Source organism: Acidibrevibacterium sp. (assembly GCF_049965395.1).
GTDB lineage: Bacteria > Pseudomonadota > Alphaproteobacteria > Acetobacterales > Acetobacteraceae > Acidibrevibacterium > Acidibrevibacterium fodinaquatile.
In genome coordinates this window covers 1-15601 of record NZ_JBMFWJ010000054.1, presented here as the reverse complement: position 1 = coordinate 15601, position 15601 = coordinate 1, and the positions used below count along the sequence as shown (strand labels likewise).

Here is a 15601-nt window from a genome sequence, read left to right as displayed (position 1 = left end):
TTTGATGCAAGGCAACGCTTTGATCTAACGGCGCAATTTTTTCCGTGCCTGAGAAAGAACCATCTCCCTAGCCATCACACAAATTTGCGCTCTTGAATTCATGGGAGAATTTCGCCGATTCGGAATCGGCTCGGCGTCAGCGACTATCAGCAGCGATTGGCCGAATTTTCTTCTGATAACGGCCAGCCGATCGAGACCAGCAAGCGCCCAAAAGACCGTCGGCGCTTCTGCCCCCGACCGCGCGGTCGGGGGAGTAGTCATCGATCCGGCCACTTTGCCAGTGATCGTTCAACCGCTGCCGCCGATCACGCAATCCTGCCCCGCAACATGTCCGCGAGCGTCGACAGCGCATTGGCAAGTTGCCGCGCGGTTTCCGGCGGCGGCAGCGGCATCTTGAGGTTTTGCGCGCCGGTCGCCGGATCCCGCTCGATCCATGGATGCGCCGGAGCGCCGGGATCGTTGGCCGTCGCCAGAGCGGTAATAAATTGCGCACCGACCTGCACCAAGGCTTGCCAGGGATCGGGGCCTGCATCGCGTGATGATGCTTCAGCGCCATCAGCCCGCGCGATCACCGCCTCGCCAGCGCCATCGTTCACATCCGCATTTATATCCTCCCCGGACCCGGCATCATCGACAGTGGCGATGTTCCTCACTTCCTCAGCCAGTGTTACCGCCTCGCCCTTACCCATGCGTTCGGTGACGCTTTCCACGTCCTTCATGAAGCGGCTGAGACGCGAGCCGCCAAGCGAAATCTCGCCACTGCCGCCGTCGAGAATTCCTGCCGACAAGGAGCGCTTGAACGCCAGCACCGAAAGCATTCCCTCCTCGATGGTGCCCTTCGCCACGAAATTGATAATCCGCACCGGCCGCACCTGACCCAAGCGATGGATGCGCGCGATGCGCTGCTCGAGAATCGCCGGGTTCCACGGCAAATCCATGTTCACCAGGGTCGAAGCGTGCTGCAGATTGAGGCCCGTGCTGCCGGCATCTGTCGAAAGGAACACACGGCAGGTGGGGTCATCACGAAACCGCTCTACCAGTGCCGGGCGCTTGTCTGATGGCACGCCGCCGTGGAAGCTGACGTAGCCCAGCTCGCGCGCTTCGAGGCGGCGGATGAGGATATCGTGAGTCCGCGTCCATTGGGAAAACACCACCGCCTTCGCGTCGGGCTCGGCAAACAAATCCTCGAACAGCGCGGCCAATTCGTCAGCCTTGACCCCATGATCGGTTTCCTGGTCGAGCAAATAGGTGCTGTTGCACGACATGCGCATGTTCTGCAGGGCGCAGGTCATCCGCCGCTGGTCCTTGTCCGACAGAAATCTGGTCTTGCGCCAGCGCTGCACGATCCTCGCCACCACGTCGGCGTTTTCCCGGTGATAGAGCATCTGCATCTCGGTCATCGGCACCAGCAGGTTCTGGTTGGTCCGGCTGGGCAGCTGCTGCAGCACCTCGGACTTGCGCCGGCGGATCATGATCGGCGCTAGCGTCTGGCCGATCTTCTCGAGGCCCGTATAGCCGGTGACGCGCCCGGCCTCGTCCTTGACCTGATGTTCATGCAGCAGCTTCCAGGTCGGCCCCAGCCGATGCTGATCCACGAATTGGACGATGGAGATCAGCTCTTCCAGTTTATTCTCCAGGGGCGTCCCGGTCAGCACGATCGCGTATGGGCTATCGACGCGTTTCAAGGCGCGCGCCGCGATGGTGTTAGAGTTCTTCACCCGTTGTGCCTCATCGACGATCACCAGGTCGGGCGCCCAGGCGGCGATCAGGTCGAGATCGGGCCTAAGCTTCTCGAAGTTTGTGATCTTGCAGAAATCGTCCAGAGCGTAGTCCTTCTGCCGCTGCGCCCGGCCGCCGTTGATGACGCGCGCCGCATGTTCACCCTGTCGTCCCGAGAAACGTAAGGTCTCGCTTTGCTACTGATATTTGAGCGAGGTGGGACAGATCACCAGCACTTTCGAGACGCCAAAATGCCGTGCCAGTATTTCCGTCGCGGCGATCGCCTGTATGGTCTTGCCCAGCCCCATATCGTCGCCGATCAGGGCCCGTCCGGCTCGTACGGCGAATAGCGCGCCCTCCGCCTGATAGGGATAAATGGGCGCCCTTAGAAGCGCCAGCAACTTGGGATCGGCCGCGCCGAGCGGGAACAGATGCGCGACTTTTTCCGCCCGCCGGTCTGCATCCCGTCGTCCGGCGATGAAATCGAGAGCGTCGTCATAGGCGCGGAACTCGTGACCGGACTTCGACGCCATGGCCATGAAATGTTCGAGTTCGCCAAGGCGCTCATCGGGCAGAATCCCGTTGTGCCCGACGTCGAACAAGCCGGCGGCGGCCTCCATCAGCGCCGGCGGGCAATCCGTTCCGGCGCGAAAATGCACGCCGCGTCTGCCGTCATTGCGGAGATACAGCTCGGAAAAGGTGGCGTCGTGAAGTGTGTGGCGCGCACGCGCCGCATGTTTCTGTGGCCGGTCGCGATCCGACGCGGTCGCTTCCAGGCGCGCGAAGCAGGCCGGGATCGAGCCGGGGGACATCAAATCTCTATGGGCAGATGCGCTTGCAGACCCATTGTACCACGACCATCAAGGCGGAAGGGACGGTAGGGCGGGCTTATCGCTCCGCCTCAGAGATAGCCGGCGCCGGCTTCGATCGCGAAGCGGTCGGGCGGGCCTTGCCAGATGATGCGCGCGTGCTCGAGCACATAGACCCGGTCGGCATGGGGCAGGGCGAAGGTGACGTTCTGCTCGCCGAGGAGCACAGTGATCGGCGTCGTCTCGCGCAGACGCGCCAGCGCTTTGGAAAGCTGTTCGAGAATCACCGGGGCGAGGCCGAGGGTCGGCTCATCGAGGATGAGGAGGCGCGGGTTCATCATCAGGGCGCGGGCGATCGCGAGCATCTGCTGCTCGCCGCCCGAGAGCGTGCGGGCAAGCTGCTTGCTGCGCGATTTCAGGATCGGGAATAGATCATAGAGCCAGTCAAGCCGGGTTCGGCGCTCCGGCGCCGGCTGGTGCTGGCCGCCGAGGTCGAGATTTTCGGCAACACTCATATCGCCGAATAATTCCCGCGTCTCCGGGCACTGCACGATGCCACTGCGGGCGATCGCGGCCGGTGTTTTTCCGGCGAGCGCGGTGCCCTGCCAGCTGATCGCGCCGCTATAGGGTATGAGGCCGGAGATGGCGTTGAACAATGTCGTCTTGCCGGCGCCGTTGAGCCCGACGACCGAAACGAATTCCCCCTCATGGACCTCGAGCGCGGCCCGGTCCAAAGCCTGCGCCTTGCCGTAAAACACGCTGAGACCCTCGATCTTGAGCAGCGGAATGCCGCTTTTTTCCGGAGCGATGGTGCGGGCATGGGTCTCGATCGCGCCGCCGAGATAGACCCGGCGCACGGTCTCATCCTGCATCACCGCGTCCGCTTTGCCTTCGGCGATGCGTTCGCCGAGATACATCGCAAGCACCCGGTCGACCAGCGCCGCGACCCCCTTGACGTTGTGATCGACGAGCAGAACCGCTTTGCCCTCTTCGCGAAAACTCCTGATCAGGGCTGAGAAGCTCTCGACCTCGGCCATGGTGAGGCCGGCGAAGGGCTCATCGACGAGCACCACATCGGGATCGCGGGCGATCGCTTTTGCGAGCTCCATGCGGCGAAGATCGGCAAACGGCAGCGTCGTCGGGCGGCGATCGAGCACCGCGCCGAGGCCGACCCGCTCGCCGATCGCGCGCGCTTTTGCGTCCACCGCATGCTCGGCGGCGAGCTGAAAGAGGCTGTCAGGCAACAAGGCGAGCTTGATGTTTTCGAGCACCGTCTGGCGATGCAGCGGGCGCGAATGCTGAAAAACGAGGCCGATGCCGGCGCGGGCGATGCGGTGCGTCGGCCAGGTGACAATCTCGCGCCCAGCGAGCCGCACCGAGCCGGCATTGGCGCGCTCGATCCCCATGATCAGCTTCATCGCCGTCGATTTGCCCGAGCCATTGGGGCCGATCAGGCCGAGAATCTCGCCGCGCGCGATCGAGAATCCGAGATTCTTGACCGCGACCAGCCCGCCAAACCGCTTGGTGAGGCCGGCGACTTCGAGCAGCGCCCCGCTCATGCGCGCTCTCCGCGGCGAAGGAGATAGCCGACCAGGCCGTCGGGGAAAAACAGGATCACCGCGAGCGCGATCGCCGAGACCACGAACGTATTGAGCTGGCCGAGCGGGCGCAGGATTTCGCCGGCGACGATCAGAAACACTGCGCCGATCGCAGCCCCCACGATGGTGCGCCGCCCGCCGAGCACGGCGGCGATGATGATCTGCACCCCGACTGCGATATCGACGACGGTATCGACGGAGGCGGTGCCGAGATAAAACACCAGCATCGCCCCGGCGAGGCCGGAAAAAAGCGCGCTGACGGCGAAGGCGGCGAGCTTGTGCTTGGCGACGTTGAAGCCGAGCGCCTGCGCCTCGATCGGGTCCTGGCCGCTCGCCTGCAAAATCAACCCCGCCGCCGAGCGCGATAAACTATAGAGAATGGCGCCGCTGACCGCGAGGAATGCCAGCGCCAGCCAGTAATTATGGCCGGGATCGACGGAGAGGACATCGTTGATGGTAAGCCCAATCTCGCCGCCAGTGACGCCGGCGAAAATCACGATCACCTGCTGCAGCACCAGCACCGCGACCAGGGTGATGAGGCCGAAATAGGGGCCACGCAGGCGTAAGGCCGGCAGCGCCAGCGCAAACCCGCCGATCACCGCGGCAAGCGCGCCGGCGATGACATCGAGCCACACCGGAAGCCCGTGATTGTCGAGCAAGCCGGCGGTATAGGCGCCGAGGCCGATGAGAAAGGTCGGCCCGAAATTGACCTCGCCGGCAAAGCCGAACAACAAATCCCAGGCCATCGCGAAGACGCCGAAATAATAAGCGACGGTGAGCACCGCGAGAATGTAAGCCGAGACCCAGAGGGGGAAACTGGCAAGAACGATGAGTGCGACGAGGGCGAGAATGATGCGCATGAAAAACCTCAGCGTCGCCCAAATAGCCCTTGCGGGCGGAGATAAACCACCAAGACCAGCAGCAGAAGCGAGGGGATGGTGCGCAGGGTGGGGCTGATCAGATAAGCGGTGACGGTTTCGAGATAGCCGATGATATAGGCCGCGATCAGCGAGCCGGAGACGCTGCCGAGGCCGCCCAAGACGACAATCGAGAAAGCGCTCGCCGTCAAAACGCCGATATTGTTCGAGCTGGTGCCAAGAAACATCGCGAGCAGCACGCCGGCGATGGCGGCGAGCACGCCATAGATCGCCCAAACCAGCAGATAGACCGAGGACAGCTCGAACCCGAGCAGCGTCAGCGCGCGGGGATTGATCGAGGCGGCGAGCAGCGTCTTGCCTGCCCGCGTGCGATTGACCAGAAGCCACAACAGGCCGATCGAAACCCAGCAGATCGCCGCCGTCATGATTTCGTTCGCGGGGGTGCGTACACCGAAGATATCGACGACGCCATTGACCAGCGGGCGCACGGTGATCGGGCTGTCGGTAAAGAAATAGGCGATCGCTTCCTGGATCATGATCCCCCAGAGCAGGGTCGCGGTGAGGACGAAAATTTCGGTCTCGTCGCGCGGAATGGCGCGCGAGCGCTGGATTGGGCGCACGGCGAGGCCATAGGTCGCAAACGCGATGATGACCCCGAAGCCAACCCCCGCGAGCGCGCCGATATATTGCCCGGCGCCGAGCGGCCCCGCGATGTACCAGGCGGCAACGGCCGCGGCGACCATGACGCCACCATGGGCGAGATTGAGCACGCCGGAGACGCCGAAAATCAGCGAAAATCCGATCGCGCCCAAGGCATAGAGCGTGCTGATGGCAAAGCCATCGACCAGGATCTGCAAGCCGCGCATTACGCGTCTTCAGCCATAGTGCGAAACTCCGGTCAGGAAACTATCCCGCCGGCCGAGGGGACCCGGCCGGCGGGGAGGGGTTATTGCGCGCTCGCGTGCTGGGTCGGGAGCTTGATGAAGCTCGGAAATTTCAGCGTGCCGTTGGCAACGCGGGCTGGCCACACCGTCACCTGCTTGCCGTCCTGCCATTGGATCATCAGGCCGGAGACGAAATCGGCGCCATATTTCAGGCCGTGCGGGAAGTCGCTATCCTGGCCATAGAAAGCGATGCGGCCGATGGTGCCGACGTAATCGGTTTTTTCCATCTCGGCGACGATTTTATCCGCGTCATCGCTGCCGGCGCGGCCAACTGCCTCGGCGATGATATGGACGTCGTCATCAGTGGTGTAGCCCGTGTAGGCCGGGGTCACACCGAAGCGTTTGAGATAGGCGCTGGCATAGGGGATGGTTTTCGGCGTGATCGCGACATCGGGGGTTGCGACCACCTGGGCGATGACGCCTTCGGTCGCACCGTTGGTGTCGCGCCAGAACGAGGTCGTGGTCGCCTGCGAGCTGATCCCCGACATCGGCACCGGCACCTGCTCGCTATGCCATTGCACCGTCGGCTGCACACCGACATGGCTGATCCCGGTGGTGATAACGTCCGGGCGCAGGCCCTCGATCTTGTTGAAGATCGGCGTGAAATCGGTGGTATCGGGCGAGACGCGGACGGAATCGAGCACCGTGAGCCCGGCTTTCGGCAGGCAGCGCTTCGATTCTTCGTCGAGCGGCTTGGTCCAGGCCGCGTCCTCGCTCAGCATCACGGTGGTCTTCATGCCGAGTTTCTCGACCAAGAAATCATGGGAAAAATCGCAATTGGCGTCGGCGATCGCGGTCGAGGTCAGATAGCCGTGGAACGTGTATTTATTGTGGGCATAGTCTTCCTTGACGTGGCGGGTGATCTCGTTGCTCGAGGCACCCGGGGTGATGAAGGGAGTATGGAGCCGCGCTGCCCACGGCTCGAGCGCGAGCGCGACCTCGCTCATGTAACTCCCGATCACCGCGACCACGTGATCCTGATTGACCGCACGCTGGAAGGCGCGCACTGCGTCGGTCGCCGAGTTGTGATCGTCGTAATCGACAATCTCGACCTTGCGGCCATTGATGCCGCCGGCGGCGTTGATTTCATCGGCGGCGATCATTGCGCCGTTAGTGATCGCGATGCCAGAGATGGCGGAATTTTCGGCGATCACGCCGATACGGATCGGGTCGGCGGCACGGGCGGCGTGAAACGCCGGCAAGATCAGGGCGCAGGTGCCGAGCGAGCCGAGAACCGCCCGCTGCACAGCTTGCCACGCCGACGCTGCTTTCTTCATAGCTTCCTCCTGTCGCAAAATCTGTTCGGGCATGATCATGAAATTGCCCGCCAACGCAAGGGGGGATCAAGGTTTCGCCGGAAAGATCCCCCCGACCACCCGATCCCCGACCCGGATATCGTCTTTCTCGGTGACGCCGGCGGCGAGTTCGAGGGTGGCGCGCACCGGGCCGTGGCTCGCGATCACCGCGAGGCTGCGCGGGACGGTATTCTCGGCGATCGTGCGGATCGAGCCATCCTCGTTGATGAACACCATGTCGAGCGGCACCAGCGTGTTCTTCATCCACATCTGGCTCTCACGCGGGATCCCCCAGTCAAACAGCATTCCCTCATCGTCGGCGACATGGGTGCGAAACATCAGGCCGATGGTTTGCTGGTCTGCCGTTTTGGCCATTTCGACGTGGAATTCGTGCCGCTTGCCGTCATGGGTGATGATGGTGAGCGTCTCGCGCGGCAATTCCGGCTGAGCGTGGGTGATGTTCGGCTCCTCGGCCGCGATGGCAAGCGGGATCAGGCCGAGCGCGACGACGAGCAGCGCGAGAGGGCGGCGCGCGGGATGGGGCATAGTCGGTCTCCTCGAAAACGGCCGGGCGTCTGCAGGCGGCCGCGCCGATGGGGAAGGGGTTACGATGGAAAGAGAGCTGGTTATGCGTAACATGCCGGTCTGTCGGGTTCCAGGGTGCGGGCGGCGAGGGTGCGGATTTCCGGCCGGATCGGCCCCTCGCGCGGCGCATCGCGCAGGGTTGTGAACCAATGCGGCGGCGGGTTGCGGCCAGCGGCGCGGTGATAGGTGAGGCCGCGCAGCACCGCTTCCGCCGCCGCTGGCAGGCGTTCGGGGAGAGCGAAATGGTTGAGCGTCGCCCAGACGCCGGCCCAGAGCCGCCCGACGCTATAAGGATTATAGCCGCCGCCGCCGAGCACGATGAGGCGCGGGGCGAGGTCGCGGAGCTGATCGATCAGCCACCAATGGGCGTTATTGGAAAGCGAAAGTCGCGCCAGCGGATCTTCCTCCAGCCCATCCGCGCCGCATTGCAGCATGATCGCCTGCGGCCCGAGATCGCGGATCAGCGGCAGGATCGCTTTCTCGTACAAAAACCGGAACTCGCTGTCGTTAAAGCCTGCCGGCACCGGCAGGTTGCGCGCAGCCCCACCGGCGCGCTCCGCCGCCGCGCCGGTAAACGGCCAGCGCCCGGCCTCATGGACGCTGATCGTAAACACGTTTTCATCGTTGAAAAACGCGTCCTCGACGCCGTCGCCATGATGGGCATCGATATCGAGATAAACGATCGGCGCAATCCCGGCGTCGCGCCAGGCGAGCAGGCCGAGCACCGGGTCGTTGATGTAGCAAAACCCGGCCGCGCGCGCCGGCCGCGCATGGTGGTTGCCGCCGCCCGGGCAATGGACGATGCCGCCATCGCGGGTCAAGCGGGCGGCGAGCAGAACCCCGCCGGCCGAGGTCGCGGGACGGCGGAAGACCTCGCGATAGACCGGATTGCCGTCGGCGCCGATGCGAAACCGGGCGCGATCCGCCTCGCTGACCGCCTGCCACATCTCCGCGCGCTTGAGGGCGGCGAGATAGTCGGGATCATGAAACCGCGCGAGTTCTTCGAACGAGGCCAACGGCGCTTCCCGATAGACGGCATCGGGGAGCCAGCCGAGCGCGCGGCAGAGATCGGTGCAGGTGGAGACGCGGGCGATCGCTAGCGGATGGCCCGGCCCATAGGTCGAGCCGCGATAGATTTCGCTGCCGATATAAAGCGGCGTCGCGCCCAAGGTTACCCGCGCTCAGGCCCGTTGCGGCATGCCCTCGGGCACGATCGTCGTCACGATCGAATGATCGAGCGCTTCATAGTCCTGATAGCCGATGGTCGCGTAAAGCTCGGCCCGGGTTTGCATCCGCTCGATCATGCCCTGGGTGCCGCCTTGGTGGCGAATTGCTTGATAAAGCTCGGCCTGCGCCTTGGCCGCGACGCGGAGCGAACTTACCGGCCAGATCACCATGCGATAGCCCATGTCGGCGAATTCGCGGGCGGTGAAGAAGGGCGTGCGACCAAATTCGGTCATGTTGGCAAGCAGCGGCGCACCTTTCATGCGGGCGGCGAATTCGCGGAACATCTCAGCGCTGGTCAGTGCTTCGGGGAAAATCGCGTCCGCCCCGGCGCGAAGATAAAGCTCGGCGCGGGCGACGGCGCCGTCCATCCCCTCGCTTGCCGCCGCATCGGTGCGGGCGATCAGGAAGAGATGGCGGCGCGCCTTGGCCGCCGCGGCGATTTTCGCGGCCATATCCTCGGGAGCCGCGAGCTTCTTGTCATTGAGATGGCCGCATTTCTTGGGCAGAAGCTGGTCTTCGATATGAACCGCGCCGGCGCCCGCCTCCTCGAAAGCGCGGACCATGTGCATGACGTTGAGTGCCTCACCATAGCCGGTATCGCCGTCCACCAGCACCGGCAGGCCGCTGGCGCGGGCGATTTGGCGGATGAAGAACACCACCTCATCGACCGTGATGATGCCGAGATCGGGAAGGCCCATCGACGCGGTCATCGCGGCACCCGAGAGATAGAGCGCTTCGAAGCCAACGGCTTTGGCTTGCTGCGCGGCAAGGCCGTTATGCGCCCCCGGCATTTGCAGGATGCCGCCACGCTCGAGCAGAGCCCGGAAACGCTGGCCGGCCGGCAGTTGCGGCAGATCGCTCGCCACCAAATACGGCATGTCACCCTTCTCCCTTGCCTGTCGCGGGCGACGTCTATCAGGAAGGACGCGCCCCGGAAAGGCGGCGCCCGCGCTAGCGCACCGCCGAAAAGCTGGTCGGCTGCAGGAAGCTATTGGTGATCGAGGCGACGATCTGGCCGTCGCGTTCGGTTTCGGCGCGTTTGGCGATCCATTCCGGATCGCTCATGAACCCGTTCCAGATCCGTTCGCGCTCGGCCATCGACTCCCAGGCGAGCAGATAGACCAGATCCTGGTTCGATTCGCCGACCAATACCGTCCAGAACCCGGCTTGCCGGATGCCGTGGCGCTTCCAGATGTCGAGGGTGATGGTCTCGAAGCGCTTGAGCAGCGCCGGCAGCCGACCTGGCAGGCAATGATAGACCCGCATCTCATAGATCATCGTTCGTTTCCTCTCTGCGCGCGGTCGGGAGCGCCGCGACGATGCCATCATGCGGGAATTGCATGGCGGGGGGCAAGACAGCGGCGGCGAAGCCGGGCAATATGTCACTCCGTCCCCAATCTCTCGCCGCACGCATCCGGGCAGGCGACCCGGCGGGCAAGAAGGAGTGCTGCGCCATGACCGCGTTTCCCATCACCCACGCCACCACGCTGAAGGCGCCGCCGCCCGATGCCAGCCTGAAATTCGGCACCGTCTTTACCGATCACATGTTCATGATGGAGTATGCGGCGGGGCGCGGCTGGAGCAATCCGCGTATCGAGCCCTATCACGCGCTCAGTCTCGATCCCGCGACCTGCGTGCTGCATTATGCGCAGGCGGTGTTTGACGGGCTTAAAGCGTTTCGCGGTACCGATGGCGTCATCCGCATCTTTCGCCCCGACCGCCATGCCGCACGGCTCAATCAATCCTGCGAGCGGCTTTGCATCCCCGCCCTCGATCCGGCGCTGGTCGAGCAGTCTTTCCACGCTCTGGTCGGGCTCGAGCAGCGCTGGGTGCCGAAACTGCCCGGCACCGCGCTTTATATCCGCCCGACGGTGATCGCGACCGAGCCTTTCCTCGGCGTCCGTCCCGCCGAAAGCTATCTTTATTACGTCATTTTGAGCCCGGTCGGCGCGTATTACCCGGAGGGCATGAATCCGGTGAAAATTCTCGCGAGCGAGCGCCATGTCCGCGCCCTGCCCGGCGGCCTCGGCGCCGCCAAGACGGCGGCGAATTACGCCGCGAGCCTTTTCCCAGCCGAGGAAGCGCATCGTCTCGGCTACACCCAGGTGCTCTATCTCGATGGCGCCGAACATCGCTTTCTCGAGGAGGTCGGCACCATGAACATCATGATGAAGATCGACGGGACGGTGGTCACGCCGCCGCTTGCCGGCTCCATCCTCGCCGGCGTCACCCGCGATTCGGTGCTGACCCTGCTCCACGATTGGGGGATCAGGGTGGAGGAGCGGCCGATCGCGATCGACGAGGTCATCGCCGCGATCGCTTCCGGCCGGCTGGAAGAAATGTGGGGCACCGGGACGGCGGCGGTGATCTCGCCTGTCGGCGAACTCGGCTACAAGGAAACGCGGCACGTAATCCGCAATGGCGGGATCGGCGCGCTGACCCAGCGGCTTTACGATGCGATCGTCGGAATTCAATACGGTTCTGCCGCCGATCCGCATGGCTGGGCGCGGGCCGTGGCGCCGGCCTCCGTGCCGGCGTGACGGGGGATCACATGACCGACGAGGATCTCTGCTTTGCGCCGGCGACCGAACTCGCCCGTCGCTACCGCGACCGCACGCTCTCGCCGCGCACGGTGATGGCGGCGGTATTGGCCCGGATTGCCGCTCATGACCGCGCCGTCAACGCCTTCGTCACCGTCCTCGCTGACCAGGCGATGGCAGAGGCCGAGGCCGCCGAGCGCCGCTTCGCGGCCGCCAGCCCGCGCGGCCCGCTCGATGGTATTCCGGTGACGGTCAAGGATCTGACCCTGACCCGGGGTATTCCAACGCAATATGGCTCGCCGACACGGCGCGGCTTCATCCCCGATCTCGACGCGCCGATCGTGACCAGGCTTCGCGACGCCGGGGCCATCATCATCGGTAAGACCACCACCCCCGAATTCGGCTGGATCGGCACCGGGCGCAGCCCGCTCACCGGTTTGACCCACACCCCCTGGCGCATCGGGCTGACCGCCGGCGGTTCTTCCGCCGGCGCCGGCGCTGCGGCCGCTGCCGGCTTCGGCGCCCTCCATCAGGGGAGCGACGCTGCCGGCTCGGTCCGCTTGCCGGCGCATTTCTGCGGCGTGTTCGGGTTGAAGCCGAGCTTCGGACGGATCCCCATCCACCCGGTCTCGAACACGGATTACACCTCCCATCTCGGCCCGCTTGCGCGCAGCGTTGCCGACGCCGCCCTGATGCTGAAAGTGATGGCCGGGCCGCACCCTTGGGATCACACCAGTCTCGAAGCGCCGCCGGCCGATTACCCCGCTTTGCTCGATCACCCGCCGGCCCGCCCGCGTCTTGCCTACAGCGCCGATTTCGGCCATGCCCGCGTCGATCCCGAGGTCGCGGCGCTCGCCCGTGCCGGCGCCGAACGGCTCGCCGCCGCCCTCGGCGTGCCGCTGCACGACGTGACGCCGCCTTGGGGCAAGGCCGGGCCGGAACTGATCCGCTTCTTCTGGCCGGCCCATTGGGCGGTGCATGCGCCGAAACTCGCCCAATGGCGCGCGGCGATGGATCCTGGCTTCGTCGCCTGCATCGAAGACGGGATGCGGATCAGTGTCGCCGACTATCAGCTCATGCGCGAGCGCAAATACGCCTATATCCGTGATATCAACATCTTTTTCGAGGATTGGGATTTCCTGCTCTCGCCCGCCGCCTCGGTCGCGGCGTTTCCTTCGGAGCGCCTGGTGCCGGAGGGATGGCCGGAACATCCGTGGGACTGGCTCGGCTGGGCGGAATTTTCCTACCCGTTCGACCTTTCGGGTAACCCGGCCGCTTCGGTGCCGACGGGGTTCACCGCCGACGGCCTTCCGGTCGGGCTGCAGATCGCGGGGCGACGCTTCGACGATCTTGGCGTTTTGCAGATCTCCCGCGCCTTCGAACGCACCGCCCCCTGGGCGGACCGGCGACCATCGCTCGGCGCCTGAACCATCGGCGGGGGGGGTTCTAAAGCCCCCACGCCAGGGTCAGCGCCGCAGCGACGCTGAGAGCCAGAAGCAAAAGCGCGCGGCGCAGCGGCGCAAGGCGTGGGCGGGGGATCGCCGGTGGCAGGATTTTGACCCCGGTCAGCATCGGGCGCACCAGGTTCTGGCCTTTGGCGAAAGCGTAAACCGTGATCGCCAGAACATGCGCGGCGACCGCGGCGGCCAGCGCCCACGATAGCCAGAAATGGAGATCGTCGATGGCATTGGCGATCGGCGCGGGGACGAGTTCGGTGAGTGCGCTTTCATTGGCGATGTCGTTATTGACGTAAATCCCGCTCAGCGTCTCGCCGAGCAGAAGCGCGAGCAGGGCCGCGACCATCCAGCCGCCGGCCGGATTATGGCCGGCGGCGTGATCCGGTTCACGTCTGAAGATCGTCGCGAGATGACGGAAAACAGCGCCTGGCGGGGCCAGGAAGGCGCGAAAGCGGGCATTTTCGCTGCCCCAGATCCCCCATGACAGGCGGAAGATGACCAGAGCGAGCAAGGTCTCGCCGAGCCGGACATGAAAGCCCATCCAATTGCGCTGCCACGTCACATAGCACCCGGCAACGAGGAACGCGCTCACCCAATGGCTGAGCCGGACCGGCAGATCCCAGACTGCGACGGGCTCGTCTTCTGAACGCCGCATGCGTATCACTAGCTCTCCTGTGCCGATGGAGGAACGCGATGGGTATGATTACTGTGCCACGTTACCCAAACCGGCGATGAAACGCATCGCCATCGCCATCGACCGCGTGGATTGGCATGCGCGGCGGCTCTCGGCGGCGTTTCTCGCCCTCGGCATAGCGCCTTTCTTCGTCTCGTTACGCGATGTTGCCTTTACGCCGGCGGGGCTCCGCTTTCCGGAGCTGGAAGGCCTGCCTGACGCTGTTTTCGTGCGCGCGATCGCCGCCGGCAGTTTCGAGGAGGTGACACGCCGGCTCGGTGTTCTGCATGCGCTGGCGGCGCGCGGCGTTGCGGTCTGGAATTCAGCCCGTGCGATCGAGCGGTGCGTCGATAAATCGATGACGGCATTTTTGCTCGCGGCCGCTGGTATTCCCACCCCTGAGACCTGGACGGTGGAGGGGTGGAATGCCGCCGCTGCGGTGGTCGCGCAAGCGGCGACGGAGCTGGTGTTAAAGCCGCTGTTTGGCGCCCAAGGCCGCGGGCTCCGGCGCCTTCGCAACCCTGAGGATCTGCCGCCGCCGGATGCCGTCGCCGGGGTCTATCATTTGCAGCGCTTCGTGCCGCCAGCCGATGATAACAGGTTTTGCGACTACCGATTGCTGATCTGTCGCGGCGAATTGATCGCAGCGATGATCCGCCGGAGCGCGGAGTGGGTGACCAATCTCCATCGCGGCGCTTGCCCCGTCCCGTTCGTGCCGACGCCTGAAATGGTGGCCCTGGCGGCCCGCGCAGCGGCCGCGGTTGGGGCGGATTATGCCGGGGTCGATCTGATCGCCGCGGCAGACGGGCGGATTTTGGTGCTCGAGGTCAATTCCATGCCCGGCTGGCGTGGCTTGCAGTCGGTTGCCGAGGGATCGATCGCGACGGCGCTGGCGCGGCGCCTCGTCGCATGACGCGGGAGGCGATCGCGGCGGCGTTTCGGGCCGCATGCGCTGCCGAACTCGCGGCCCCCAAACCCGGTAATGTCCACTGCTTCCGCGCGGGGCACGGCATGATGGTCGCTGATTTCACGCGTTCCGCCGAGGCCGCGGCGCCGGCGCTGACGCAACCCGGGGCACCGCTTGGCGCGCGGATTTATGATGCCGTTGTGGCGACTCGCGATGCGGTCGGACAAAATACCAATCTCGGTATCGTGCTGCTTGCCGCGCCGCTTGCGATGGCGGCGGCGCAGGGCGGGGATTTGCGCGCGGGCGTCGGGCGGGTTTTGGCGGCGGCCGATCTCGCGGACGCGGCTTTGGTCTTTCGTGCGATCGCGCTTGCCGCTCCCGGCGGGCTCGGCACCGCGCCGCGCCATGACGTGCGCGCGCCGGCGCGGGTCTTGCTCTCCGAAGCGATGGCGGACGCAGCACCCCGTGATCTCATTGCCCGGCAATGGGTCACCGATTTTGCTGATGTGTTTACGCTCGGCCTGCCCGCGCTGGCGGCGGCGCGGGGGCGGGAATGGCCCGCGCTCGCTGCCTATCTCGCTTTTCTCGCAGCCTTCCCCGATAGCCACGTCCGGCGCAAGCATGGCGAGACGGTGGCCGAATCGCTGCGGCGCGAAGCGGCGCGGTGGCCGGCGCGGCTGGCGGCGGCGCCTGACCCGCGCGCGCTATTGCCGGCGCTGCTCGCCTGGGATTCCGCCCTCAAAGCCGCAGCGATCAATCCCGGCACCTCGGCCGACCTCACCGTCGCGAGCCTGTTCGCTGAACGGCTTCTTCGATGATCCCATTGAATAGCGCTGTTGAACTGCGGCTCATGGGCTGACATGATCCGCCCTTCGGTTATTCATCCTAAAGGGAGGAGGAGCATCATGGCATCCATCACCAAGGTCATGGTCGGCGAATCGCTGGTCGGCGACGGCAACGAGGTCGCGC

General features: G+C 65.0%; 14 protein-coding genes and 1 pseudogene. 4 read left to right on the top strand and 11 right to left on the bottom strand.

Annotated features, from left to right (window positions below; translation table 11 throughout):
* Positions 1–305: 305 nt before the first annotated feature.
* The 10 genes and pseudogenes from ACP5M5_RS12775 to ACP5M5_RS12730 form a co-directional block, all read right to left on the bottom strand.
* A complete protein-coding gene (locus ACP5M5_RS12775; RefSeq protein WP_427937937.1) occupies positions 306–1265 on the bottom strand; it encodes a DEAD/DEAH box helicase in 960 nt (319 codons plus the stop codon).
* Positions 1266–2252 (bottom strand): annotated as a pseudogene (locus ACP5M5_RS12770) (DEAD/DEAH box helicase); the annotation flags it as partial.
* 368 nt (positions 2253–2620) lie between these two features.
* Complete coding sequence (locus ACP5M5_RS12765; protein WP_427937935.1) at positions 2621–4087, bottom strand: ATP-binding cassette domain-containing protein; 1467 nt, start codon at positions 4085–4087, stop codon at positions 2621–2623.
* Positions 4084–4986, bottom strand: coding sequence for a branched-chain amino acid ABC transporter permease (locus ACP5M5_RS12760; protein ID WP_427937934.1), 903 nt, complete (start codon positions 4984–4986; stop codon positions 4084–4086). Before ACP5M5_RS12760 ends, ACP5M5_RS12765 begins: the two co-directional genes overlap by 4 nt.
* A gap of 8 nt (positions 4987–4994) precedes the next feature.
* On the bottom strand, positions 4995–5870 hold the full coding sequence (locus ACP5M5_RS12755; protein ID WP_427937933.1) for a branched-chain amino acid ABC transporter permease: 876 nt from the start codon (positions 5868–5870) through the stop codon (positions 4995–4997).
* Between the two features lie 80 nt (positions 5871–5950).
* Entirely contained in the window at positions 5951–7225 is a 1275-nt protein-coding gene (locus ACP5M5_RS12750; RefSeq protein ID WP_427937931.1) for an ABC transporter substrate-binding protein, read from the bottom strand.
* Between the two features lie 66 nt (positions 7226–7291).
* Positions 7292–7789 carry a DUF192 domain-containing protein gene (locus tag ACP5M5_RS12745; RefSeq protein WP_114912517.1) on the bottom strand — a complete coding sequence of 166 codons (498 nt, stop codon included), beginning with the start codon at positions 7787–7789 and terminating at the stop codon, positions 7292–7294.
* A gap of 80 nt (positions 7790–7869) precedes the next feature.
* Complete coding sequence (locus ACP5M5_RS12740) at positions 7870–8997, bottom strand: acetoin utilization protein AcuC (RefSeq protein ID WP_427937929.1); 1128 nt, start codon at positions 8995–8997, stop codon at positions 7870–7872.
* Positions 8998–9009: 12 nt separating this feature from the next.
* Entirely contained in the window at positions 9010–9933 is a 924-nt protein-coding gene (gene prpB / locus ACP5M5_RS12735; protein WP_114912515.1) for a methylisocitrate lyase, read from the bottom strand.
* Between the two features lie 73 nt (positions 9934–10006).
* Positions 10007–10333 (bottom strand): NIPSNAP family protein, encoded by a 327-nt coding sequence (locus ACP5M5_RS12730; RefSeq protein ID WP_114912514.1) that lies wholly within the window; start codon positions 10331–10333, stop codon positions 10007–10009.
* Between the two features lie 176 nt (positions 10334–10509).
* Here ACP5M5_RS12730 and ACP5M5_RS12725 point away from each other — a divergent pair, with 176 nt between their 5' ends.
* Together ACP5M5_RS12725 and ACP5M5_RS12720 are read left to right on the top strand one after the other, a co-directional pair.
* Positions 10510–11595 carry a branched-chain amino acid aminotransferase gene (locus ACP5M5_RS12725; RefSeq protein WP_427937928.1) on the top strand — a complete coding sequence of 362 codons (1086 nt, stop codon included), beginning with the start codon at positions 10510–10512 and terminating at the stop codon, positions 11593–11595.
* An 11-nt stretch (positions 11596–11606) separates the two neighbouring features.
* Complete coding sequence (locus ACP5M5_RS12720; RefSeq protein ID WP_427937926.1) at positions 11607–13022, top strand: amidase; 1416 nt, start codon at positions 11607–11609, stop codon at positions 13020–13022.
* 19 nt (positions 13023–13041) lie between these two features.
* Here the strand turns inward: ACP5M5_RS12720 and ACP5M5_RS12715 are convergent, their stop codons facing one another.
* On the bottom strand, positions 13042–13707 hold the full coding sequence (locus tag ACP5M5_RS12715) for a cytochrome b/b6 domain-containing protein (RefSeq protein WP_427937923.1): 666 nt from the start codon (positions 13705–13707) through the stop codon (positions 13042–13044).
* Here ACP5M5_RS12715 and ACP5M5_RS12710 point away from each other — a divergent pair.
* Positions 13706–14638, top strand: a complete 933-nt coding sequence (locus ACP5M5_RS12710) for an ATP-grasp domain-containing protein (RefSeq protein WP_427937921.1) — start codon at positions 13706–13708, stop codon at positions 14636–14638. The two genes, ACP5M5_RS12715 and ACP5M5_RS12710, sit on opposite strands and share 2 nt — an antisense overlap.
* Entirely contained in the window at positions 14635–15450 is an 816-nt protein-coding gene (locus ACP5M5_RS12705; RefSeq protein WP_427937920.1) for a triphosphoribosyl-dephospho-CoA synthase, read from the top strand. Before ACP5M5_RS12710 ends, ACP5M5_RS12705 begins: the two co-directional genes overlap by 4 nt.
* Positions 15451–15601: the final 151 nt, after the last annotated feature.